Origin of the sequence: Candidatus Thiothrix phosphatis (genome assembly GCF_035668035.1) — a bacterium.
GTDB classification, from domain to species: Bacteria; Pseudomonadota; Gammaproteobacteria; order Thiotrichales; family Thiotrichaceae; genus Thiothrix; species Thiothrix phosphatis.
The window spans coordinates 195,784-220,477 of record NZ_JAYMYJ010000112.1; the positions used below are offsets into that span (position 1 = coordinate 195,784).

A 24,694-nucleotide genomic window follows, 5' to 3' on the forward strand; every position below is an offset into this window, starting at 1 on the left:
ACATCACCCTAAAACGGCATGAAGGATTTGAACATTTTCATAAACGGGCTGACAGTGGAAGCCGCCTCACCCATCGGCGCGGCGGCTTGCGCCAATGTGCCCACTTTCTGGTTCATTTGTGCGACATTGCCGCTCATGTAGGCGACATTATGGTTCATGTAGTACATGGACTGGTTCATCGTCTGCATGTTCTGCGACATGGATTGCGTATTTTGTGACATGGACTGGGTGTCAGCCGCCATCGTGCCGATATGGCCGTTCATGGTGTTGATATTGCCTGACATGGCGGTCATGGAGCCTTGCATGCTGGTCATCACATACATCATGTAAGCCATTGCGGAGGAGCCCAGCAGCACAGTCGGCAACACCCATGCTTGCAGTTTGGGTTTGGCCGCCAGCAGGTTCTGGTGCTCCTCCCGCAGCTCGCGCATTTTGTCTTCCAACTGCTGTTCGCGCTCGTTGAACGCCTGATGCAGGTGTTGGAAAGCGTATTCCAGGCGTTCGCCAACGCCTTCCGGATGCGGATGCCCCAGTGAGGGTTGCGCCGTAACGGCCGGTTCTGTGTTATCGGTGGCTTTCGCCTGCTTTTGTTGCAGCCACCAAGGCAGCAGGCGGCCCAACAGGGCGGGGGAAACAGGAACCAAGGCTTTGGATGCAGAGGTTTGTCCGGCGGATGCCATCTTGCGCTTGCGCGATGGCCTGACGATGACATCCTGCCGCCTGACGATCCGCAACGCCCCGCCAGAGCCTTCCACCAGGGCTGGCCTGACTTCAGGGATGGCGTTGCCGAACACATCCAGCCCCACGGAAATCGTGCGCGGCTTTTTGCTGCTGATCAGGGTAGGTTTCAAGGACTGTGGTATGGCTTTCATCTTATATTCTCCGCCCCCTCGTGGCTCCGCATCACGGAAAACCGCATGAATAATGCGGGGAGTATATAAGTGGGTGCTGATGTTTACAAGGCAGGGGACGGCGAAGTTTCCACCGCCCCCGGCATGCATCAGTCCAGCAGGTAGGACACCACGCCATCCGCCAGCTTCGGCTCGAACCAGGTGGATTTGGGCGGCATCACATCATTGTTGTCGGCCACCGCCATCAGATCCGTCATACTGGTGGGAAACAATGCAAAAGCCACCGCCATTTCACCGCTGTTGACACGCTTTTCCAGTTCCGGCAGCCCGCGAATCCCGCCCACGAAATCAATGCGGTCGTCACGGCGTGGGTCAGTAATGCCCAGGATGGGTTCGATCAGGTAACGCGCCAAGCGGCTGACATCCAGCCGTGCCACTGGGTCATCATTCGGCATCAGTTCCGCACGCAGCGTCAGCCTGAACCATTGGCCGTCCATGTACATGCCGAACACGCCAGCCCGTTCGGGTTTGACCGGCGTTGCGGAAGGCTCCAATTCGAAATGCTGTTCGACATCCGCCAGAAACTGGGCATGCTCCAGACCGTGCAAATCCCGGATGACGCGGTTGTAGTCGAGGATTTTCATCTCATGCGCCGGGAAAATCACCGACAGGAAATAATCGGAACCTTGCTGGTTGTTGCGCATTTTGGCCACCCGCGAAGCGGCGGCGGAACGGTGGTGCCCGTCAGCGATGTACAGCGCATGCATGGTATTGAACGTCGCCGTCAATTGCGCAATGCTGGCTTCGTCATCAATCACCCATAGGGTGTGGCGGATGCCATCATCAGCCGTCACATCCAGCGCCGCCTCGCCCTGCGCAGCCTTCGCCAGAACCTGATCCACTACCGGCGCATCCGGATACGCCAGCAGCACCGGGCCAGTCTGCGCATTGGCTGCATCAATCTGCCGCACCCGGTCGTCTTCCTTCACTGGGCGGGTGAACTCATGCTTGCGGATGCGGTTGGTGTCGTAATCCGCCACGGAAGCGCCCGCCACCAACCCGGTCTGGCTATGCTCGCCCATGATCAGGCGGTAAGCGTAATAACAAGGTGTGGCATCACGCACCAGCAACCCAGCCTCAATGGTGCGGGCCAGATTTTCCGCTGCCTTGGCGTAGACAATTTCGCTATAGGGGTCAGTGTCTGTCGGCAGGTCAATTTCCGGCTTGGAAATGTGCAGGAAACTCCAGGGCTTGCCACGCGCCCGCTCACGCGCTTCGGCGGAGTTCAACACATCATACGGCGGCGCAATCACTTCGGCGGCCCGCCCCGGCGCAGGGCGCAATCCTTTGAACGGTGAAATCAGATTCATGCTGGAAACCTTCCCGAAAAGCTAAAAACCGCCGCATTATAGCCGCCATTTCCAACAGCTTCCATGCAATCCGCCATTTGACTTGAGAGCCGTGGCAAGGTTGGCTAGACTTCAGTGCGCTCATACCCGACATTAATCATGAAGGACTTAACGGTGAAAGATCCGGTCGTCATTATTGGTATTGGCGAAATCGGGGCTGTGTTTGCGCGGGGTTTCCTGCGTACAGGACATCCGGTTTATCCGATCACCCGCAGCATGGACATACAGGCGGAACGCAGCCAGGTTCCTGAACCCATTGTCGTCATAGTCGCGGTGGGGGAGGCCGATTTGCATCCGGCCCTGGAAAAGCTGCCTGACGAATGGAAACCCCGCATCGCCTTGATCCAGAATGAACTGTTGCCCGCAGACTGGCAGTGTCATGGTCTGGTTGACCCGACCATCGCCTCTATCTGGTTTGAAAAAAAGCCAGGGCAGGATGTCAAAGTGGTGATCCCATCCCCCGTGTACGGTGAGCATGCGGAACTATTGACCGGCAGTCTGAATGCGCTGGATATTCCCGCTTATCTGGTGCATGATCGGGAGCGATTATTATTCGAGCTGGTACGCAAAAACTATTATATCCTGGCAAGCAATATTGCGGGGCTGAAAGTCGGGGGCAACGTCAGTAAACTATGGGCGGAACATGAACCCTTGGTGCGCACAATTGCAGGCGACATCCACACCTTACAAGAACATCTGACCGGCAACAAGCTTGAACATGAGGAACTGTTGCAAGCCATGCTGGTCGCATTTGATGGCGATCCAGGACACCAATGCATGGGGCGCAGTGCTCCGGCGCGGTTGCAACGCGCCTTGCGGATTGCTGATGAAGCAGGACTGGACGTTCCGGCCTTGCGCGAGATTGCTGCCGCCAGCCGACAGTAAACGGATAACAGGTTTTTAATGAAATCGCACAATAGATTCAAATCCTTCCTTTCCAGTGGGGCTATCACCTGCTCCTTGTGGCTTTTGACAGCAACTATCAGCCTACAGGCTGATGACGCCACCCCCATCAATTTACAAGACACGGACATCCGCCAATTGATCGGCATCGTGGCGAAAACCACTGGCAAGAACTTCATTATTGACCAGCAGGTGCGCGGCAAGGTGACCTTCATTTCCGGACGCGGCTTGGACAAGGATGGGTTGTATGAAGCGTTTCTCGCCGTATTGCAGGTTCACGGTTATGAAGCGGTGCAATCCGGCAACCTGATCAAGATTGTACCAGCTGGCAAAGCGCGCGCCAATGTGGCGCCACTGGTGGCGGACGCGGCGGAAAGCGACGCCGATGAAACCATTACCCAAGTTGTCAATCTGGATTACATTCCCGTCACTACCGCCATCCAGACACTAATGCCGCTCAGTGGCCAGGGCGAAACCAGCATCCTGCCCAATCAGGCCAGCAATTCCCTGGTCATCAAAGGCAAGGCGCAAAATGTGGCGCGCCTGCTGGATGTCATCAGGAACGTCGACAAGCCCAATAATGAAGATTTCGAGTTGGTGCCGCTGGAATACGCCGTCGCATCCCAGGTTGCCTCCACCCTGCAAGGGTTGATGGGCGGCGGTGCCGCAGCGGCGGCGGGCGGCGGTGCCATCCCGGCCACCGGCAAGGCGTCGGCAGATGAGCGCACCAATAGCGTCCTGATTTCCGGCGACAAGCAAACCCGCGAGCGGATGAAGAATGCCATCGCCAAGCTGGATGTGCAGCGTGCCGTCGAAGGCGACACCAAGGTCATCCAGTTGCGCTACGCCAAGGCGGAAGACGTGGTCAATGTCCTCAACGGTGTGGCGCCGAACCTGCAACGCTATGCCGGAAGCCGCTATTACGATTACTCCGCCCCAACGGGCGCGAACGTCGCCGCTGCCGGGTCGCCTGACGGCACAACACAGGGAGCCGCCAGCGCCACTTCCGGCGGGGTTAAGGTATTGGCCGACAAGAGCAGCAACTCCATTATCATCAGCGGCCCGCCCACCTTGCAGAAAAACATGATCGCCGTCATCAACCAGCTCGACCGTCGTCGTGCCCAAGTCATGGTGGAGGCGGTCATAGCGGAAGTTTCCACGGATCTCTCCAACCAGATTGGCGCGGCCCTGCTCTCCAACGGTGCCAATAATGGCGGCAGCGGTGCCATCGGTTACAGCAACTTTGGCGGGCTGAACACATTGGCGGGGCTGTACGGCAATATCCAAGCCAGCTCAATCCCCACCATCCCGAACGGCTTGTTGCTGGGCGGTGGCAACAACAGCTTTGGCGCTATTGTGGAAGCCCTGAAAGGCGACGCCGCCACCAATATCCTCTCCACGCCGACTTTGGTGACCATGGATAATGAGGAAGCGGAAATCACCGTTGGCCAGGAAGTCCCCTTCATCACCGGCCAGTCCACCAGTTCCGCCAACTCCTCCACCAACCCGTTCACGACCATTGAGCGCAAGGATGTTGGCCTCAAGTTCAAGATCACTCCCCAAATCAACCGGGGTGACACCGTCAACCTGAAAATCGAGCAGGAAACATCCAACCTCGCCTCCAGCAGCGTGGGTGCCGCCGACCTGATCACCAACAAGCGCAGCATCACCACCAATGTCATGGTGGAAGACAGCCAGATTCTGGTGCTGGGCGGCCTGATTGAAGACAACTACCGCGACTCCGAAAGCAAGGTGCCGCTGTTGGGTGACATCCCCATTCTGGGCGGTGCCTTCCGCAACAACACCACCAACAAGACCAAGAACAACCTGATGGTGTTCATCCATCCCATCATCCTGCCGGATGGACAATCCGCCGACGCTTACACCCGCATGAAATACCACACCATGCAGCAGCAGCAGGAGCGCAGCAAGGTGCTGCAACGCAACCGTCTGACGGAAGGCGCGTCTGTATTGCCGCCGGACATGAACCAAGTCAGCAATGGCACGGCGGATGCCCTGCACAACCCGCCGCCACCGCCACCGCAACCCGTTCGGAAAGCGTCGCAAAGCCGCTGCAACAAGGCAGACCCGTTCTGTAACGGCGCATTATGAGTGCCAGGGAAGCCACCGCCCCGGATACACAGGTTGCGGAACCTGCCGAAGCGTTGAGCCTGCCGTACAGCTTCGCCAAGCGCCACGGCATCCTGTTGCAGACCGGCGTGGCGCACCCGCAGGCCTTGTGCCGTAACGGCGTCACGCCGCTGGCACTGACGGAAGTCCAACGGCTGGTTAATGGCGAGCTGCATTTCCAATCCGTTGACAATGAAACCTTTGACCGCCTGCTGGCCGCCCATTATGACCGCAGCCAGGTCGGAGCCTCCATGATGCAGGACATTGGCGACGACGCCGACCTGCAAGACATCGCAGGCTCCCTGCCCGAGCCGGAAGACTTGCTGGAGTCGGAAGACGACGCCCCCATCATCCGCCTGATCAACGCCTTGCTCACCCAGGCGGTCAAGGAAGGCGCTTCCGACATCCATATCGAAACCTTTGAAACCCGCATGTCGGTGCGGATGCGGGTGGACGGCATTTTACGCGAAATCATCGAACCGCCGCGCAAACTCGCCCCGGTGATCATTTCACGCATCAAGGTCATGGCGCGGCTGGACATTGCCGAAAAGCGCCTGCCGCAGGATGGCCGCATCTCCCTGCGCATTGCCGGGCGCGGCGTGGATGTGCGTGTTTCCACCCTGCCTTCCGGCCATACCGAACGGGTGGTGCTACGTCTGCTGGACAAGCAGGCAGGCCGCCTGAACCTTTCCCATCTGGGTATGGAGCCGCGCATTTATGCGCGCCTGCAAACCCTGATCGAAAAACCGCATGGCATCGTGCTGGTCACCGGCCCGACCGGCTCCGGGAAAACCACCACGCTGTACGCCGCGCTGACCCATCTGAACGACCAGCGCCGCAATATCCTGACGGTGGAAGACCCGATCGAATACTATATCGACGGCATCGGCCAGACCCAGGTCAACAGCAAGGTGGACATGACGTTCGCCCGTGGCCTGCGCGCCATCCTGCGCCAAGACCCGGACGTGGTGATGGTGGGCGAAATCCGCGACCTGGAAACTGCTGAAATCGCTGTGCAAGCCAGCTTGACCGGGCATCTGGTGTTTTCCACCCTGCACACCAACACCGCCATTGGCGCAGTCACCCGCTTGCAGGACATGGGCGTGGAGCCTTACCTGCTGGCTTCCAGCTTGTTGGGGGTGGTGGCGCAACGGCTGGTGCGCCTGCTCTGCCCAGAATGCAAACAACCCGCTGCCGCCGATGACGGCGAGATGAAAATCCTGCGGCTGGCTGAAACTGCCACGGAACGCCCTATCCTCTACCGCCCGGTCGGCTGCCACGCCTGCAACCACAGCGGTTTCATTGGGCGCGTCGGCATCTACGAACTGGTGGAATTGGACGACGGCCTACGCCAGATGATCCATGACCGCCGCAGTGAAATGCAACTGGATGCCTACGCCCGCCAGTCCTGCCCCAGCATCCGCGAGGATGGCGTCCGGCTGGTGCTGGAAGGCCGCACTTCACTGGATGAAGTCCTGCGCGTCACCCGTGAGGATTCCCATTAGTGCCCGCGTATGAATACTTGGCGCTTAACGCCGCCGGAAAAGAAGAACGCGGCATCTTGGAAGCCGACACGCCCCGGCAGGTGCGCCAGCTATTGCGCAACCGCGACTTGGTTCCGTTGGAAGTCAATGAAGTCGCGCAAAAGCAGAAAAAATCTGAAAGCCGCTCCCTGCTGGGTGGCGGACGCCTTGCTCCTGCCGACCTGGCGCTGATGACCCGCCAGTTGGCGACCCTGGTGCGCGCAGGCTCCCCGGTGGAAGAGGCATTGGGCGCAGTGGTGCGCCAGACTGAACGCAACTCCGCCCGCCGCATGTTTTCCGCCATCCGCTCACGGGTGATGGAAGGGCATCCGCTAGCCGGGGCGCTGGGATTGTTTCCCGGTGCCTTTCCGGTGCTATATCGGGCGACAGTGGGCGCAGGCGAACAATCTGGGCATTTGCCCGAAGTGCTCGACCGCTTGGCCGATTACACCGAGAACCGCCAGCACAACCAGCAAAAAGTCACCACCGCCTTGGCTTACCCTGCTGTCCTGCTGCTGGTCGCCATTGGCGTAGTCTCCGCCCTGCTGCGATTTGTGGTGCCGAAAGTGGTGGAAGCCTTCGCCACGCTGGACATCAAGCTCCCGCTGCTGACCCGCATGCTGATCGCCGCCAGTGAATTCCTGCAACATTATGGCCTGTTGCTGCTGATCAGCGTCCTGCTGCTGATTGCGGGCATTGTCTGGCTGCTGAAACGCCCGTTCTGGAAACGCCGATTCCATCACCTGTTGCTGCGCCTGCCAGTAATCGGACGGATTGTGCGCGGCGTCAATACCGAAAACTTCGCCCGCACCTTCAGCATCCTCAGCAGCAGCGGCGTGCCGGTGTTGGATGCCATGAAAATTTCCGCCGAAGTCGTCATCAATATTCCCATGCGGGAATCGGTGCTGGACGCCGCCGAACGGGTGCGCGAAGGGATGCCCATCCACAAGGCGCTGGAGCGTTCCGGGCATTTCCCACCGATGATGATTTATCTGATCGCCAGCGGTGAAGGCAGCGGCAAGCTGGACGATATGCTGGAGCGCGCCGCTGTCCAGCAGGAACGTGAAGTCCAGACCAAAATCGCCACCATGCTCAGTTTGCTGGAACCCGGACTGATACTGGTCATGGGCGGCATTGTCACCCTGATTGTGCTTTCCATCATGCTTCCTGTCATGGGCGGCATGTCACAAATAATGCACTGACAGGCAGCCATTATTTTTTCTCATCATGCATTTCGTCAGCTAAATGGCTTCGGTTATAAGCTACACCGTTGATGCCTATCGCTCCCTAATCGCATAGTGTCCGTGCGTAAACAATAAATTTTCTTATTGAATATCAAAAATAATGACCGCCAGGATTTTTCAGACATCCTGCGATCCATGTGGAGCAAACATCATGTCAGAAACAAGCCTAGTATTCCGCTTAACAACACCTTCCTTTTATCAGGAGGGGTTACGGGAACCGCAGACGCTGCCAAGCGTCCTGTATGTTTATGCTCCTGAAAAGGAAGCCTCCCATGTGACCGATGTCCTCAACCGCAACGGAATCCCCCATCTTATCAACCAATACAATATTGGTGATTGTGCGGGTAAAACCTTCTGTTTTTATCGACGCTCTGCACTGAGCTGTAAACAGCGGGTTTTTCTGACGGACGCCGCCAATGCTGGTGGGCAGGTGGAAGCTTTGTTGGAACACTTGGATGAACGCCTAAAATTTGTCGAAGTCGAATTGCTGCATGACGACTACCTGCTGGAAAACAATCTGCTCCAGCAGAAGCTACAACAGCAAAGCCACTGGCTCAAGCGTTTGCTGGACATTATCATGGCGCTGGGCCTGCTGGCGCTGACCCTCCCGATTTGGTTGCTGACCGCCTTGGCCATCAAACTGGAATCGCCGGGCGCTGTCTTTTTTCGCCAACAACGCACGGGCTTGTTCAACCGGGAATTTGAAATCATCAAGTTCCGTTCCATGCGCCAGGATGCAGAAAAGGATGGTGCCCGCTGGGCGACGCGCAATGACAGCCGCATCACCAAAGTGGGGCAGTTTATCCGCCGCACCCGCATTGACGAACTGCCACAACTGCTTAACGTGCTGAAGGGTGACATGTCCCTGATTGGCCCTCGCCCGGAACGCGAGGTCTTTATCCATGAACTGGAAAAGCATATTCCATTTTACCGCTTTCGCCACATGGTCAAGCCCGGCGTCACCGGCCTGGCACAGGTGCGTTACACTTACGGCGCATCCGTCGAAGATGCGATGCACAAACATCGGCATGATATGTACTACCTCAAGCACCAAAGCTTGTGGATGGATGTCAAAATATTGCTGAAGACTATCCAAATAGTGGTGACTGGGCAGGGTGTTTGAGCTTATGGTGCGGCTTCGGCTACAAGGGAGCCGAGCCGCAAGGCCTTTCGGTAGCGTATCGTCAATGGCGGCGGGCGTATCAGCCGCAAATATGGCCTGGGTCGGAAACAACATCGATCTGTTTGTTTACTGATCCGTCAGCCAGTAAAAGCGGTAGGGCGGAATCACCAGTTCATCCTTGAACATGGCCGGGCGCTCCCCCGAATACAGGTCGCGCACCGCGCCGCTGCGGAAATAGGCTTTATGCCCGATGTCCCCCAGGTTCAGATGCTGCGGGGAGTTGTCGAAGTTGGCGACCACCAGCACCCGGCTGGCGGGCTGCAAGTGTTCGAAGCGGGCGAATACGAACAGGTGCGGATTGCCGACATCCAGCAGCTCGCGGTTGTTGAAGTCAGCGAAAGCGCTGACTTCCTTGCGCACCGCAATCATCTTTTTCAACGCATTGAACAGGCGGAATTCGATGGTTCCCGGCGTATTGCGCAGTTCCGCCTTGTCCCAGTCGATGCGCGGGCGGTGCGCCCAGCGGCTGTCATTGGCCTTGGCCGGGTCTTCCTGATAGGTGTTGTCGTTGAGCGTGCCGATTTCATCGCCGTAGTACAGCAGCGGGATGCCGCCGAACGACAGGATCATGCCGTGCAGCAGCAGGATGATCTTGATGGCAGTGTCGGTGCGCGCCGGGTCGTCGGCCTGCAAGGCGCTTTCCAGCCCCACCAGCGACGCCAGCGAACCGGAAATGCGGGTGTCGCCGGTTTTGTCGTTGTGCCCGAACGGCAGGCCGCGCGCCGGTGAGCCGGTATAGCGCCCGGTGTAATAATCGATCAGGAATTGGCGGTGGGCGTAAGGTTCGTAACCGACTGCGCGGATGTCATTGTCATCGAAGCCAAGGCCGATGTCGTCGTGGCAGCGCACGTAATTCAGCCAGGTCGCCCGCTCCAGCTTGTCGGGCAGGCTCTTGATGCCCTGGGTCAGCAGCCGGGCGTTCTTGGTGGCGACCGCATCCCACAACAATGCCATGAAGGTGGCGTTGTAGGCGATTTCACATTCCTTGGCGTTGATGGCGTCCTCGCCGAAATACTTGATGATCTCGACCGGGGCGACGATGGCCTCGGCGATGAACAACACGCCGGGTGCCGTGACCTGGCAGCAGTCTTTCAGCAGTTGCAGGAGCAGGTGCGCCTCGCGCTCGTTCTGGCAGATGCTGCCGATTTTTTTCCACAGGAACGCCACCGCATCCAGCCGCAGGATGTCCGCCCCCTGGTTCGCCCAGTAGAGGATGATGTCGAGGATTTCGATGAACACCGCCGGGTTGCTGTAGTTCAAGTCCCATTGGTAGTTGTTGAACACCGTCATCACCCATTTGCCCATCGTCTCATCCCAGGTGAAGTTGCCGGGCGAGGTTTCGGGGAAGATTTCCGGCATGGTGATTTCAAACATGTCCGGCACTTCGCGGTTGTCGAAGATGTAGTAATAATCCTGGTATTTGGGGTCGCCCGCCCGCGCTTGTTGCGCCCATTCGTGTTCGTTGGAGGTGTGGTTCAGCACCACATCCAGGGTCAGCAGGATGTCGCGTTTGCGCAGTTCGTCCGCCAACGCCTGCAAGTCTTCCACCGAGCCGAAGCGCGCCCCGATCTGGCGGAAATCGCTGACCGCATAGCCGCCGTCGCTGGCACCCCGGGGGCATTGCAGCATCGGCATCAGGTGCACCATATTCACCCCCAGTTCCTGGAAGTAATGCGCCTTTTCGGCCAGGTGCGGCAGGTTTTTGGCGAAACCGTCGGCGTACAGCGCCATCCCCACCCATTCCTGGCTTAAAAACCAGTTGTGGTCCTTTTCGCGCGCCAGATCGGAATCGCGCAGGTGTTGTGGGCGCGCCACGTATTGCCGCGCCAGGGTTTCCACCAGATGTTGGACATGGACGCGGAAATCCTCGCGCTTGCCATACAGGATGTTGAACAGCGAATGGATGGAATAGAAATTCGCCCCCAACCGTGTGTAAAAGTGGCGTAGCCCTTCGCCCTTGATGGTCGGGTCCAGCTCAATCAGGATGTCGTTGAGCAGGGAATGGGAAACCTGTTCGTACATGAGCGCTCCTTTATAGTCCCCAATGATCAATGAATGGTTGGTAAAACGCCCGCTGCCGGGTGGTGGCGCCACGCAGGCCCACCACGGCAGCGGCGAATTGCTGCGCCCGTTGCAGGGTTTGTTCCATCGGCCAGCCGTGCGCCAGCCCCAGCAACAGCACGCTGCTGAAGGAATCGCCCGCGCCGACCGTATCCACCACCTGCGCGGCCTGTTCCGGCCTGACCTGCAAGCGTGCGCCGCTGGCCGAAACCGCGGCCGCCCCCGCCGCGCCCTGGGTGATGACCAGCCATTCCAGCGGCAGGGTGTCGAACAGGCTGCGGATGCGCCCTTCAGCGTCCCCGGCTTGCGGTACGATGGCCGCCAGTTCATCGGCGTTGATCTTTAGCCAACGCGCGCCTTGCAACCACGGCGTCAGGAGGGTTTCGTCCCACCACGGTGCTCGCAGGTTGATGTCGATGAAACGCGCCGCCGCGCCGGTTTGTTGCGCCAGTTGTTCCCAGGCGTGGCGGGAAACCGGCTGCCGCAGGGCCAGGCTGCCGTGGTAGAGCAGGGCGTTGGCGGGCGGCGGCGGCAGCTTTTCCGCACGGATGAAATCCCAGGCGCTGTCCGGCGTGATGGTGTAATGCGGTTCGCCGTCATGAAAGCGGACTTCCACCGCGCCGGTTGGGTAATCCGGGCTGGTTTGCAGGCCGGAGACATCCATGCCCCAATCCTGCATGGCCGTGCGCACCTGTTCCCCCAACGGGTCGGCACCGACGGCGGAGACGAACAGTGGCTGCAAACCGAACGCCTGCAAATGCCAAGCGACGTTGAACGGCGCGCCGCCCAATACGGTGGAGCCATCCGGGAAGCGGTCAAACAGCACTTCGCCAAAGATGACCGGGCGCGGCGTAGCGGTTGCGCAGTGGGGTTTGTCTGTCATGCGGTTTTCTCCAGCCGGGCGGTGATGGCGGGGTGGTAATGGGCGATGCCTTCGAGGATTCCGGCGGCGTAATTGCCATTCATGCCGAAGAATCCACCCTGGGCGAGATACAGCGTCCGTTCCGCCCCAGTCATGCGGACTGTCTGCCAAGCTTCGGCCTTGATGGCGGGGCTGGCGTTATTGACCAGGGTGGCCGGAATTGGGCTGACCAGCACCGGCAGGTCATTGCCGCTGTCGCCGGAAAACACGGTGTTCCCCTGCTTGAAGCCCCGCTCCGCCATCAGGAATTCGATGGCGTGGCGCTTGCTTGCACGGGCGGGCAGGATGTCCAGCAGGCCGGTGTTGGCCGGGCCGTCAATGCTCCAGATCAGGCTGGCGCGGATGCTGCGGGCGATCAGGCGTTGCCTCACCTGATCCAGCAGGTATTGGTGGTTAGTGTGCAGGCTGACGTAGTAACTCAGTTTGTGGGTGTTCTGCTTGACTGTCTCCTGCAACCGCAATTCAGGGATGTCCTGTAGCAGGACAGCCAATTGCACGCGGCTACGCCCACCCCAGTCGGGGGCAATGTGCTGTGTCCAGGCGGGCCAAGGTTCCCAGCGCCAGCGTTGGCAGCTGTAAAGGGTGGCACCGACATCGCCGATCACGAAATCTGGTAGCGGCAGGTCGTAGTCGATGATGGCGTCACGCACCAGGGCGGCGTGGCGCCCGCTGACGTAGGCGAGGGTGATTTCCGGCAGTTCCGCCAGTTTGCGGAACCAGCGGCGGGCGGCGGGCGATTCCGGCTCCGCGCCGTTGGGCAACAGGGTGCGGTCAAGGTCGGTGCAGATCAGCAATGGCCGGTTCATGGTGCCGCCACCTCGCAGGCTTGGAAGAAATGGTAATGTTCGATGGCTTCCAGTATGCCTTCCGCATACGGGCGGGTGGCGAAGAAAATGCCTTCGGCGTTGGCCAGGGCCAGTTCGGACAGCTCTTCGTGATGGCGGTTGGCGACCACCACCGCCAGGGTGTTGCCGCGGATCATGTCTTCGTCCGCGCCCGAACCGCCCGCCGCCAGCACCCGCTCCAGCGGGATGTCGCGTTTGTCGGCGAACCAGCGCAGCGCCAGCCCTTTGGAGGCCCGCACCGGAATGATGTCGAGGTATTGGCCGAACGACAGCATGACGTTCACCGCCTGCCCTTCCTGGTGCAGCAGTTTGTTGATGTGCTGAAGGTCTGGCGCAATCTGTGGGTCAATGAAGTAGCTGACTTTGAAGCGGCTTTGTTCGTTGTTGGGTTGCAGTTTCAGCCCCGGCAGGCCGCTTAGGGTGCGGCGGATGATGCGCGGGTTCCACAGATGGTCGATGTGCAGTTCCCAGGCGCTGTCTGGCAGCAGGTTGGGGGCGTAGTAAATTTCGGTGCCAAGGCTGGTGATCAGCACGTCCGGTGGTGGGATGCGGTGTTTCTTCAACAGTTGCATGGCCGAATCCAGCCGCCGTCCGGTGGCGATGCCGAACAGCACGCATTTGCGGTTGGCTTGCAGCGCCTGGATGAATGGCGTGAGCGATTCCGGCCTGCCCAGCAAGTTCTGGTCGAGGTCGGAGAACAGCGCGCGGTCGTGGTGCAGTTGTTTGCGGCGTCTGGCCGGTATTGGTGGGGAAGCCTGCGCCTGTTCCAGCAACGGGCGGGTCGCCTCCAGGTATTTTTCCACATGCGCTTGCCAGGAATAGTGCTGTTTCACGCCTTGCAGGCCGTTGGCGGCGAGGGTCTGCCACTGTCCCGCAGCGGTCAGGACGCGCAGCAGCTTGTCCGTGATGTCGGCGTTGTCCAGCGGGTTGACCAGGTGGCCGTTGTGGCAGTTGCCGATGATGTCGGTGGGGCCGCCGTCTTCGGTGGCGACAATGGGCAGGCCGCTGGCGGCAGCTTCGATCAGGGTCAGGCCGAACGGTTCGGTCAGGGCGGGGTTGATGAAAACGCCTTGGCTAAACGCGGCCAACCGGTAGAGGGTCGGCACTTCGGTTGGCTGGTGGTGTTTGGGGTAGGCCACCTTGCCGTACAAGTCGTATTGGTCGACGTGCAGCAAGATTTCTTGCAGCACTTCCTGTGCGCCGGTGTCCATCTCGCGGATGTCGTCGCGGTTGCCCGCGATGATGACCAGGTTGGCGAGCTGTTGGAGTTCCGGCGACTCGCCATAGGCGCTGACCAGTTGGGCGATGTTCTTGCGCGGGTCGGGGCGCGACAGGGCGAGGATCATCGGTTTGCCGGGGTCTTGCAGGAAGCGGGCGACTTCGGCGGCAATGTTGGTATGGAATTCATCCCCGGTAGGTGGATAAAACTGCTGCAAATCAGTGCCGGGTGGCACCACCCGCATCCGTTCGGGTTGGTAATGGTCGTACAGGGCGTATTGCTCGTTGATTTCCTGATGGGTGCTGGTGATGACGCGCTCGGCCACGCCCAGGGTGGTTTCCTCCGCTTCAATGCGGCGGGTGATGTTGTAGCGGGCTTCCAGCGCCTCTTTGCTGTGTCCGGCGGCCAGCAGCTGGCGGCGTTTGCTGCGCCCCAGCGAGTGGCCGGTATGCGCCAGCGGGACGCCCAGCAAACTGGAGATGCGTGTGCCGACGTAGCCTGCGTCCGCGTAATGGCTGTGGATGAGGGCCGGGCGGCGCGGCTGCTGTTTGATGAAATGGATCAGGTTGTCGGCGAAGCTGTCGAGGCTGTCCCACAATTGCTCTTTGGGGATGTAGGCTTCCTCGCCGCAGTCGATGCGCACGATGCGGGTATTGGCGGAAAGCGGTTCGATGGGCTGGGCGTAATCGTCGCTGACGGCGGGATCAATCACCCGCCGGGTGACCAGATCCACTTGCCCGACGGCGGGATGTTCGCCCAGCGCGCGCGCCAGCTCCACCACGTATTTGGTCTGGCCGCCGGTGTCGGCGTCGCGGCCCAGTTCAAGGTTTTGCCCGCGTATCAGCCCGTGGATGCTGATCAGGACAAGGTAAGGTTTGCCGTTGTCGTTCGTCATTTTGTGCTCCGGTTTGCGCACGCAAAAGCTGGCGCGCATGGAGTTTGTCTGAGGGTGTGGCGGCTATTCTAGCATGGATGGGGGGAGGGTGGTTGTTTACAGGTTGTGGGAAGGGAAAGGGGCGGGAATGATCAGGCTGGTTGGGGCCATTGATTGGGTGAAATTGGGAGGGCGCAATGCAGCGGCGGATAATTGTGCGTGAGGGGGAGTCCCCCTCACGCTGTTGAGGTTGGGGTTTACCTCGTTATTATTATCGGATATATCCAATACAATGGACGGCCATCGCTAAAAGTTACAGGTTGTCCATTCTCCAGCACCGGCTCCCAATCGGTTTTTGGGGTGTCCGAAAACGTTGCCCAAACCACATGCTGAAGATCCACTATTTGGCTGGTTTCTCCCTCCTTGCGGATAAGGACTGGGAATATGTTGGGATATTTTGCGAGTGCATCGGCAGGGGGCGTCAGTGATGATAGAAAAGCACGGCTGTCTGCGGAGGTGCTGTCGCCCATGACAATGTTACCCAATCCGGTAGCGCCTGTGGAGCCGGTAGCGCCTGTTGCACCGCCCGTGGCTCCGGTTGCACCGCCGGTGGTTCCGGTGGCACCTGTGGCTCCGGTGGCACCGCCTGTGGCTCCGGTGGCACCGCCTGTGGCTCCGGTGGCTCCACCTGTGGCACCTGTTGCACCGCCCGTGGCTCCGGTGGCTCCGCCTGTGGCTCCGGTGGCTCCGCCTGTGGCTCCGGTGGCTCCGCCTGTGGCTCCGGTGGCTCCACCTGTGGCTCCGGTGGCACCGCCCGTGGCTCCGGTGGCACCGCCCGTGGCTCCAGAATTGTTCAGCGCTTGCAGTTGCTCAGTGACCGCCGTGATGAGATTTCTCAATTGCTGAGAAATACCCGGTTGATTCGACAGCCGATTTAACTGATTTTGCAGCGTAGTGGTGATATTGGCGATGGTCTCGCTGGAGATTCCGGCAGGTTGCCTCTGCCCTGAAAGTGTCCGTGCAAGCAATGCGAGATTACGTTGTAAAGATCCAGCACCAAGCATAACTATTCCTCTGTTAACAAATGTAAAATTAAATTCCGGGGAGGGTGGGAAAAGCATATTTAAAATATGGAAAATATGATGTGAGATGGACGATAAGGGGCTGTTAATGCTTGATAGGTGGGAATGGGATATATGGGTGTGTCACTTACATTTTCACATAAATTATTTAAATAAATAGATTTTTTCTACTTTTAACTGAATATCCACGAAGCTTTAACCCTGAATCAACAGTAAGGTTTTTGCCCCCATGTTAAGCTTGGCGGCTTTTAAAACAATTATGGAGTACCCAGCATGCCTTCACTATTTGACCCGGCCCAGGTGGGCGATCTCTATTTGCGCAATCGTATTGTTATGTCGCCGCTGACCCGCTGCCGCGCCAGCGAAGGCCGTGTGCCCAACGCGCTGATGGCGGAATATTACCGTCAGCGTGCCAGTGCAGGCCTGCTCCTGAGCGAAGCAACATCTGTCACGCCGATGGGTGTGGGCTACCCGGACACCCCCGGCGTCTGGTCTGACGAACAGGTTGAAGGCTGGAAACTGACCACGGATGCTGTGCATGCTGAAGGTGGGTTGATTTTCCTGCAGCTGTGGCATGTCGGGCGCGTTTCCCACCCGTACTACCTGAATGGCGAACTGCCGGTGGCACCCAGCGCGATTGCGCCGGAAGGGCACGTCAGTCTGGTACGGCCTATGCAAAACTACGTGACCCCGCGTGCTTTGGAGACGGAAGAGCTGCCCGGCATCATCGAGGCTTACCGCCAGGGTGCGGAAAACGCCAAACGCGCCGGTTTCGACGGGGTGGAAATCCACGCTGCCAACGGCTATCTGCTCGACCAGTTTTTGCAGGACAGCACCAACAAACGTACCGATGCCTATGGTGGTTCCCTGGAAAACCGCGCCCGTCTGCTGCTGGAAGTCACTGATGCCGTGATTGGTGTATGGGGAGCCGGGCGGGTTGGCGTGCATCTGGCGCCACGTTGCGATGCACATACCATGGGCGATTCCGACCCGCTGGCGACCTTCAGCTATGTGGCAAGTGAGCTGGGCAAACGCAAGGTCGCTTTCATCTTTGCCCGTGAATCGCTGGGCGAAAACCGTATCGGGCCGCAGTTGAAGGAAGCCTTTGGTGGTTTCTACATCGCCAATGAAGGCTTTGATGCCGCCAGCGCCCAGCAGGTGTTGCAGGCAGGTGAAGCGGATGCGGTGGCTTTCGGCAAGACCATCATTGCCAACCCTGACTTGCCGCGCCGTATGCAGGAAAGCCTGCCGCTGAACCCGCCTGACTTCAACAGCTTCTATGGCGTGGGCTTGTCTGACCCGGCCATCGGCTACACGGATTATCCTTTCGCGGATTAACGTGGCGCATATCTTGCTGTCTCCTTAGACACTGTGATGGTCTTGTTTCATCAGGCCGTCACAGTTGAATCCCACAATCGAAAATAAATGACCACCAAAGGAGAACCAAAATGAATGACAACATTCAACCCTCACCCGTTGTCACTGCCCAGGAATTGCAGCTGATCGACGCCTATTGGCGTGCCTGCAACTATTTGGCGGCAGGCATGATTTATTTGCGCGCAAACCCTCTTTTGCGCCAACCCCTGCAAGCCGAACACATCAAGAACCGCTTGCTAGGCCATTGGGGTTCCAGCCCCGGTCTGGCTTTCGGCTATGTGCACATGAACCGGCTGATTAAAAAATATGACCTGGATGCCATTTTCATGGCAGGCCCTGGCCACGGTGCGCCGGGCGTGCTTGGGCCGGTGTATCTGGAAGGGACGTATTCCGAAATCTACCCCGACAAAAGCGAAGATGAAGACGGTATGCGCCGCTTTTTCAAGGACTTTTCCTTTCCGGGCGGGATCGGCAGCCATTGCACGCCGGAAACGCCGGGGTCTATCCATGAAGGCGGCGAACTGGGCTATTCGGTTTCACATGCGTTTGGCGCGGCCTACGACAACCCCGAGCTGATTGTGACGGTGATGGTCGGGGATGGCGAATCGGAAACCGCACCGCTGGCGACTTCCTGGCATTCCAACAAATTCCTCAATCCGGTGCGCGATGGCGCGGTGTTGCCGATCTTTCACCTCAATGGTTACAAGATCAACAACCCGACGATCCTGGCGCGCATCAGCCATGAGGAACTGGAGGACTTGTTCAAGGGCTATGGTTGGACGCCGTATTTCGTGGAAGGCAGCGACCCGATGACCATGCACGCGCGCATGGCCGAAGTGCTGGAAACCTGTGTGCTGGAAATCCGCCGTATCCAGACGGAAGCACGCACCAAAAATGACCCGACGCGCCCACGCTGGCCAATGATTGTGCTGCGTTCCCCGAAAGGCTGGACGGGCCCGGCGGAAGTGCATGGGCATAAAGTCGAAGGGTTCTGGCGGGCGCATCAGGTGCCGATTGCCGATGTGCGCAGCAATGCGGAAAGCTTTCATCAGTTGGAAGCCTGGTTGCGTAGTTACAAGCCGGAAGAGTTGTTTGATCAGGATGGTCGCCTGATATCGGAGCTGAAAGCGCTGGCGCCCAAATACACCCAGCGCATGAGCGCCAACCCGCACGCCAACGGCGGCCTGTTGCGCAAGGCGTTGCGGATGCCGGATTTCAGCGCGTATGCCGCCGACATTCCCGGCCCAGGCAAAATCACGGCGGAAAATACCCGGCCACTGGGCAAATTCCTGCGCGACATTATGGCGCGGAATATGAGCAATTTCCGCGTATTCGGGCCGGATGAAAACACTTCCAACAAGCTTGACGACATTTACGAAGTCAGCAAGAAAACCTGGCTGGCGGAATACCTGCCGGAAGACGAAGACGGCGGCCAGTTGTCACCGTTTGGGCGGGTGATGGAAATGTTGTCCGAGCACACGCTGGAAGGCTGGCTGGAAGGCTATCTGCTGACCGGGCGGCACGGCTTCTTTTCCACCTACGAAGCCTTTGTGCATGTCATTGACTCGATGTTTAACCAGCACGCCAAATGGTTGGCAATGGCGAGCGTGATTCCCTGGCGTGCGCCGGTTTCCTCACTCAACCTGCTGATCACTTCGACAGTATGGCGGCAAGACCACAACGGTTTTACCCATCAAGACCCCGGCTTTTTGAATGTGGTGGTGAACAAGTCGCCGAAAGTGACGCGCATTTACCTGCCACCGGATGTGAATACCCTGCTGTGTGTGGCAGACCATTGTTTGCGCAGCACCGATTACGTCAATGTGATCGTGTCCGACAAGCAGAAACATTTGCAGTACCTGACCATGGATCAGGCGATCAAGCATTGCACCAAAGGCATTGGCATCTGGGAATGGGCCAGCAATGACGAAGGGGTGGAACCCGATCTGGTGATGGTCGGTTGCGGCGATATTCCAACCAAGGAAGCGTTGGCGGCCACTGTGCTGCTGCGTGAGAACTTCGCCGACATCAAAATACGTTTCATCAATGTGGTCGATTTGTACCGGCTGCCGCCAGAGACGGAACATCCGCATGGGCTGTCCGACAGGGATTTCGACAGCCTGTTTACGCTGGACAAGCCGATCATTTTCAACTTCCACGGTTACCCCTGGCTGATCCACCGCCTGATGTACCGGCGCCGCAACCACCTGCACCTGCATGTGCGCGGCTACAAGGAAAAAGGCAGCATCAATACGCCGCTGGAGCTGGCGATCCAGAACGAGATTGACCGTTTCTCGCTGGCGATTGACGCCATCGACCGTATCCCGCGCTTGCAGGTGGCGGGTGCGCACGTCAAGGAACGGCTGCGCGACAGGCAGATTGAATGCCGCCAATACGCCTACCAGAACGGTGTCGACCTGCCGGAAGTGGATGCCTGGGTTTGGCCATACTGAGTGGTTTTCTGCTAGTGCTGTTTGCCCCGTACATGACGTAACCGGGGCAAACAGCCATTCATACCGTGTTTCAAAGGAGTAAGCGTGGCAACACTGGAAGAAGTGACGGCATTCATTGCCGAGGAATTTCCCCAAACCAAATGCGTGGTGCAGGCGGTTGGCAATGGTGGTTCCACCCTGCTGCATGAGGTCGGGGTGAACGAGCTGCGGCCTGGCGGTACGGTTTCCGGCCCGACCATGATGGGGGTTGCGGATGTGGCACTTTATGTCGCTATCCACGGCGAACCGGGCATTACGCCGATGGCGGCGACCACCAGCCTGACAGTTAATTTTCTGCGCAAACCGGCGGGGGATAAACCGATCGTGGCGGAATGCAAGCTGATCAAGGTCGGCAAAACGCTGGTGGTCGGCGAAGTCACCCTCTATTCACAAGGCACACCGCAGCCGGTCGCGCATGTGGTGGGCACCTATTCGCTGCCACCCCGCAAGGCTTAATGGACAAGGGCGGCGCAAGGCCGCCCTGTTTCGTTCTGGTGCAGCTTGTCACCTTGGTGTCCAACCAGACAATTTCCAAAATCGGCCAAATCAGGATAAATAGGCGGTAAGCAGTTTTGGGGTCAGCACGCCGAGCAGGCGGAGGAGCCAAGATGGATTTTCTGAGCGATATGGTTGAGACAGACGATACTGGGCGCGCGGAAATCACCCGCCATTACCGTACTGATGAAGCCGAAGCCATACAGGCTTTATTGGGTAAGATTGAGCATTCCCCAGACACCCGACGCGATATTCAACAAACCGCTACAGCACTGGTGCAAGCCATCCGCGAGCAGCGCAAAACCAGCGGCGGGCTGGATGCTTTCCTGCACGAATACGACCTTTCCAGCGAGGAAGGCGTATTGCTGATGTGTCTGGCCGAAGCCTTCCTGCGTATTCCCGATGCGGAAACCGCTGACAAGCTGATTGCCGACAAGCTGGCTTGTGCGGATTGGGGCAAACATCTGGGCAAGAGTTCGTCCGTGTTCGCCAATGCTTCGACTTGGGCGCTGATGCTGACTGGCCGCTGGCTGGGGCGGGATTATTTCGGCAGACAATACGGCGACAAGCCGCTGTCGGAAATCCTCAGCACCCTGGCGCAGAAACTTGGCGAGCCGATTGTGCGTGAATCCGTACGGCAAGGTATGCGCATTATGGCCGGGCAGTTCGTGATGGGCAGCACCATGCAGGATGCGCTGCAACGTTCCCGTGCCTGGCGCAAGCAGGGCTACAGCTTTTCCTACGACATGCTGGGTGAAGCGGCACGCACGGCAGCGGATGCGGAACATTACTTCCAGGCCTATCAATCCGCTATCGAACAAATTGGCAAACAGGCGGCGAAGGGTGAAGCGGATGTCAGAAACCGGCCCGGTATTTCGATCAAGTTGTCGGCCTTGCACCCGCGCTACGAATACCGGCAGCGTGCCCGTGTGCTGACAGAGTTACTTCCCAGGTTACTGGTGCTGATCGATATGGCGCAGCAAGCCAATACCCTGCTGACAGTAGATGCGGAAGAAGCCGAGAGGCTGGAATTGTCGCTGGAACTGTTCGCCGCCATGTACCACCACGCGGCGACGCAAGGCTGGGATGGCCTGGGTCTGGCGGTACAGGCTTACCAGAAACGTGCCTGGACTGTGATCGACTGGCTGGAACAACTGACGCAGCAATATCAGTGCCCGCTGCATATCCGACTGGTGAAAGGTGCGTATTGGGACGCTGAAATCAAACGCTGCCAGCAACAAGGTTTGGCCGATTACCCCGTATTTACGCGCAAGGTGAATACCGATGTTTCCTATCTGGCCTGCGCCAAACGTCTGCTGGCAGCAGGGCCGCTGATCCATCCGCAATTCGCCGGGCATAATGCGCAAACAGTGGTTTCCATCCTGCACATGGCGGGGTCGGAACGTGCCTTTGAATTCCAGCGTCTGCACGGCATGGGCGAAAGCTTATATGCGCAATTGCTGGGTGATGACAGTCCGGTGCAGCGCAAGATTTACTGCCGCATCTATTCCCCGGTTGGCAATCATCACGACCTGCTGCCTTACCTGATCCGCCGTTTGCTGGAGAATGGTGCCAATACCTCCTTCATCAACCGGGTGCAGGACGACGAGTTGCCGATTGCGGCCATTATCGAAGAGCCATTGGAGGCGGTGGGAAAACTGGAATCGATCCGCCATCCGGCGATTCCGTTGCCGCCTGATCTTTATCAGCCTGCACGGGAAAATTCTGCCGGACTCGATTTGACGGATGTGCCGACTCTGCTGCAATTGAAGGAGTCTTTGCAAAGCGCTTTTCCCAAGCCGTATCAGGCAGTCAGTTTGCTATGTGTGGAAACGGAAGCAGGCGAGCCACATGCGGTGCTCAATCCCGCCGATCACAGCGATGTGGTTGGCAGCGTAGTATATGCGTCGAAAGCGTCGGTTACGGCGGCAGTCGAGTTTGCTGCCCAGCACGCTGACCGCTGGGATAGCACGCCTGTGATTACCCGCGTCAAAGTGTTGCAAAACATCGCGCTACTTTACGGGCAGCAGCGTGTGGAACTGCTGGCATTGATGGTGCGCGAAGCAGGCAAAACCCTGGACGATGCGCTGGCCGACTGGCGCGAGGCGGTCGATTTCTGCCGCTATTATGCTTACCGCTGCCAGCAGGATTTCGGCGAACCGCTGGTGCTGCATGGTGCTACCGGCGAAAGCAATACCTTGCGCTGGCACGGGCGCGGTGTGTTCGCCTGCATCAGCCCGTGGAATTTCCCGCTGGCTATTTTCACCGGGCAGATTACGGCGGCGTTGGCAGCGGGCAATGCGGTTGTGGCTAAACCGGCAGAGCAAAGTTCGCTGACGGCGCATTTCGCTACCCGGTTGATGCATCAGGCGGGCGTGCCGCGTGAAGTCTTGCAATTGTTGCTGGGCGAAGGCGCGGTGGTGGGTCAGGCGTTGGTGTCACATCCCTGGCTGGGTGGCGTGGTTTTCACCGGCGGTACGGCAACGGCGCAGCATATCCAACGCTCCCTGGCGCAACGTTCTGGCGCGATTATTCCACTCATTGCCGAAACTGGCGGTATTAACGCCATGATTGTCGATTCCTCTGCGCTGACGGAACAGGTGGTGGATGATGTGGTGCATTCCGCGTTCAACAGTGCGGGGCAACGCTGTTCCGCGCTGCGTATCCTGTATTTGCAGGACGCCATTGCCGACAAGACCATTGCCATGCTCAAAGGTGCCATGCAGGAACTATGCATCGGCAACCCGGCGTTACTGCAAACCGACATTGGCCCAGTCATTGATGCCGAAGCCAAAGCCATGCTGGAGCAGCACCTGCAACAGATTACCCAGGTCGGTAAGCTGATCCATCAATGCGAACTTCCGGCTGAGTGTGAAAATGGCTCGTTTTTTGCGCCCAGTGCGGTTGAAATTGACAATATCGCCCAGATTGGCGGTGAGAAATTCGGCCCTCTGCTGCATGTCTGCCGCTATGCCGCGAAGGATCTCGATCGGGTGATCGATGAAATCAATCAGTCGGGTTATGGCCTGACCTTGGGTATCCACAGCCGCATCAACCAGACTATCGACCATCTGCTGACCAAGCTCAAAGTGGGGAATATCTACATTAACCGTAACCAGATTGGCGCGATTGTCGGAGTGCAACCGTTTGGTGGGGAAGGTTTGTCCGGCACCGGGCCGAAAGCAGGTGGGCCGCATTACCTGCATCGATTTGCGACCGAGCGGGTGGTATCGGTTAATACCACCGCGCAGGGCGGGGATGTTTCACTGTTGTCGCTGAAGAGTGAGTAAGGGTGGGTCTGCCAGTGGGTTGGCATCAAATCCACGTCCTATCCTATGGTTGGTTTGGGGACAGGCTTTTCACCCACAATGCGGTTGCGCCCGCAACTCCTACCGGCATCGCCAGGAAATTCAGCACCGGAATGGTGGTCATGATCGACAGCAGCCAGCCGAACCCCAGCGCTTCCGGGCGGCGTTTCTTTAGCGCAAGCAATTCGTCATTGAAAAACAGGTTGTGGTTGCCCATCGGGTAGTCAGCGTATTCGATCGCCAGCATCCAGGCACCGAACACTGTCCACGCCACTGGCGAAACCACGTTCAGACCCGGAATCACGGTCAGGATCAATAACAGGATAAACCACTTGCCCATGTACCAGAGTTTGCTGAGTTCGCTTTTGAAGGTGCGGGCGATCAGGCCGGGCAAGCTTTGGTAACCGGCGAATTCCGGAACCGGCAGGCCGTTGAGGCGCGCCTCCACCCGTTCCGCCAGCACCGCGTTGAAGGGCGCGGCGATCAGGTTGGCGACGATGGAGAACACATAGAACACCACAAAAAAGATCAGGATGGCGAACACCGGCCACAGCAGCCATTCCAGCCATGTCAGCCAGTTTGGCAGCAGCCTGCCCATCCAGTAGGCGAGCTGGGTTTTCGCCAACCAGACGCCGCCCGCGAACAGGATGGTGTTGATCAACAACGGAACCAGCACAAACGGGCGGATGCCTTTCTGCGTGATGAGCGACAGGCCAGTGAACACGTAACCAAAACCCTTGAAGAATCCCGTAAACATTATTTCTGTATCCTTGTGT

The 24,694-nt window shown here is 58.5% G+C and carries 17 protein-coding genes; 9 read left to right on the top strand and 8 right to left on the bottom strand.

Annotated features, from left to right (window positions below):
* Nucleotides 1-8 precede the first annotated feature (8 nt).
* Both VSS37_RS12535 and VSS37_RS12540 read right to left on the bottom strand, forming a co-directional pair.
* Nucleotides 9-872 carry a hypothetical protein gene (locus VSS37_RS12535; protein WP_324695709.1) on the bottom strand — a complete coding sequence of 288 codons (864 nt, stop codon included), beginning with the start codon at nt 870-872 and terminating at the stop codon, nt 9-11.
* A gap of 128 nt (nt 873-1,000) precedes the next feature.
* Entirely contained in the window at nt 1,001-2,221 is a 1,221-nt protein-coding gene (locus VSS37_RS12540; protein ID WP_324695711.1) for a DUF1015 domain-containing protein, read from the bottom strand.
* Between the two features lie 138 nt (nt 2,222-2,359).
* Between VSS37_RS12540 and VSS37_RS12545 the strand changes: the two genes are divergently transcribed.
* The 5 genes from VSS37_RS12545 (at nt 2,360) to VSS37_RS12565 (ending at nt 9,183) form a co-directional block, all read left to right on the top strand.
* On the top strand, nt 2,360-3,145 hold the full coding sequence (locus VSS37_RS12545; protein ID WP_324695713.1) for a hypothetical protein: 786 nt from the start codon (nt 2,360-2,362) through the stop codon (nt 3,143-3,145).
* An 18-nt stretch (nt 3,146-3,163) separates the two neighbouring features.
* Nucleotides 3,164-5,275 carry a type II secretion system secretin GspD gene (gene gspD / locus VSS37_RS12550; protein ID WP_324695715.1) on the top strand — a complete coding sequence of 704 codons (2,112 nt, stop codon included), beginning with the start codon at nt 3,164-3,166 and terminating at the stop codon, nt 5,273-5,275.
* On the top strand, nt 5,272-6,798 hold the full coding sequence (gspE, locus tag VSS37_RS12555; protein WP_324695716.1) for a type II secretion system ATPase GspE: 1,527 nt from the start codon (nt 5,272-5,274) through the stop codon (nt 6,796-6,798). The genes gspD and gspE overlap by 4 nt, the downstream gene beginning before the upstream one ends.
* A complete protein-coding gene (gspF, locus tag VSS37_RS12560) occupies nt 6,798-8,018 on the top strand; it encodes a type II secretion system inner membrane protein GspF (protein ID WP_324695718.1) in 1,221 nt (406 codons plus the stop codon). Before gspE ends, gspF begins: the two co-directional genes overlap by 1 nt.
* A 193-nt stretch (nt 8,019-8,211) precedes the next feature.
* Entirely contained in the window at nt 8,212-9,183 is a 972-nt protein-coding gene (locus tag VSS37_RS12565; protein WP_324695720.1) for a sugar transferase, read from the top strand.
* Nucleotides 9,184-9,309: 126 nt separating this feature from the next.
* Here the strand turns inward: VSS37_RS12565 and VSS37_RS12570 are convergent, their stop codons facing one another.
* The 5 genes from VSS37_RS12570 to VSS37_RS12590 form a co-directional block, all read right to left on the bottom strand.
* On the bottom strand, nt 9,310-11,265 hold the full coding sequence (locus VSS37_RS12570; protein WP_324695722.1) for an amylosucrase: 1,956 nt from the start codon (nt 11,263-11,265) through the stop codon (nt 9,310-9,312).
* A gap of 10 nt (nt 11,266-11,275) precedes the next feature.
* The gene (locus VSS37_RS12575) at nt 11,276-12,187 is read right to left on the bottom strand and encodes a PfkB family carbohydrate kinase (protein ID WP_324695724.1); all 912 of its coding nucleotides are present in this window, start codon (nt 12,185-12,187) and stop codon (nt 11,276-11,278) included.
* The gene (locus VSS37_RS12580) at nt 12,184-13,032 is read right to left on the bottom strand and encodes an HAD-IIB family hydrolase (RefSeq protein ID WP_324695726.1); all 849 of its coding nucleotides are present in this window, start codon (nt 13,030-13,032) and stop codon (nt 12,184-12,186) included. Before VSS37_RS12580 ends, VSS37_RS12575 begins: the two co-directional genes overlap by 4 nt.
* Nucleotides 13,029-15,185 carry an HAD-IIB family hydrolase gene (locus tag VSS37_RS12585; protein WP_324695728.1) on the bottom strand — a complete coding sequence of 719 codons (2,157 nt, stop codon included), beginning with the start codon at nt 15,183-15,185 and terminating at the stop codon, nt 13,029-13,031. The genes VSS37_RS12580 and VSS37_RS12585 overlap by 4 nt, the downstream gene beginning before the upstream one ends.
* 460 nt (nt 15,186-15,645) lie before the next feature.
* Nucleotides 15,646-15,996 (bottom strand): hypothetical protein, encoded by a 351-nt coding sequence (locus tag VSS37_RS12590; protein WP_324695732.1) that lies wholly within the window; start codon nt 15,994-15,996, stop codon nt 15,646-15,648.
* A gap of 523 nt (nt 15,997-16,519) precedes the next feature.
* Here VSS37_RS12590 and VSS37_RS12595 point away from each other — a divergent pair.
* The 4 genes from VSS37_RS12595 (at nt 16,520) to putA (ending at nt 23,900) form a co-directional block, all read left to right on the top strand.
* Nucleotides 16,520-17,584, top strand: coding sequence for an alkene reductase (locus tag VSS37_RS12595; RefSeq protein WP_324695734.1), 1,065 nt, complete (start codon nt 16,520-16,522; stop codon nt 17,582-17,584).
* A gap of 110 nt (nt 17,585-17,694) precedes the next feature.
* Nucleotides 17,695-20,076 (top strand): phosphoketolase family protein, encoded by a 2,382-nt coding sequence (locus VSS37_RS12600; protein ID WP_324695737.1) that lies wholly within the window; start codon nt 17,695-17,697, stop codon nt 20,074-20,076.
* An 84-nt stretch (nt 20,077-20,160) separates the two neighbouring features.
* Complete coding sequence (locus VSS37_RS12605; RefSeq protein WP_324695739.1) at nt 20,161-20,571, top strand: PaaI family thioesterase; 411 nt, start codon at nt 20,161-20,163, stop codon at nt 20,569-20,571.
* 152 nt (nt 20,572-20,723) lie between these two features.
* Nucleotides 20,724-23,900 (top strand): bifunctional proline dehydrogenase/L-glutamate gamma-semialdehyde dehydrogenase PutA, encoded by a 3,177-nt coding sequence (gene putA / locus VSS37_RS12610; RefSeq protein WP_324695741.1) that lies wholly within the window; start codon nt 20,724-20,726, stop codon nt 23,898-23,900.
* Nucleotides 23,901-23,943: 43 nt separating this feature from the next.
* On the opposite strand, the gene cysZ is transcribed toward putA, so the two are convergent.
* Nucleotides 23,944-24,675, bottom strand: a complete 732-nt coding sequence (gene cysZ / locus VSS37_RS12615; protein WP_324695743.1) for a sulfate transporter CysZ — start codon at nt 24,673-24,675, stop codon at nt 23,944-23,946.
* Nucleotides 24,676-24,694 lie beyond the last annotated feature (19 nt).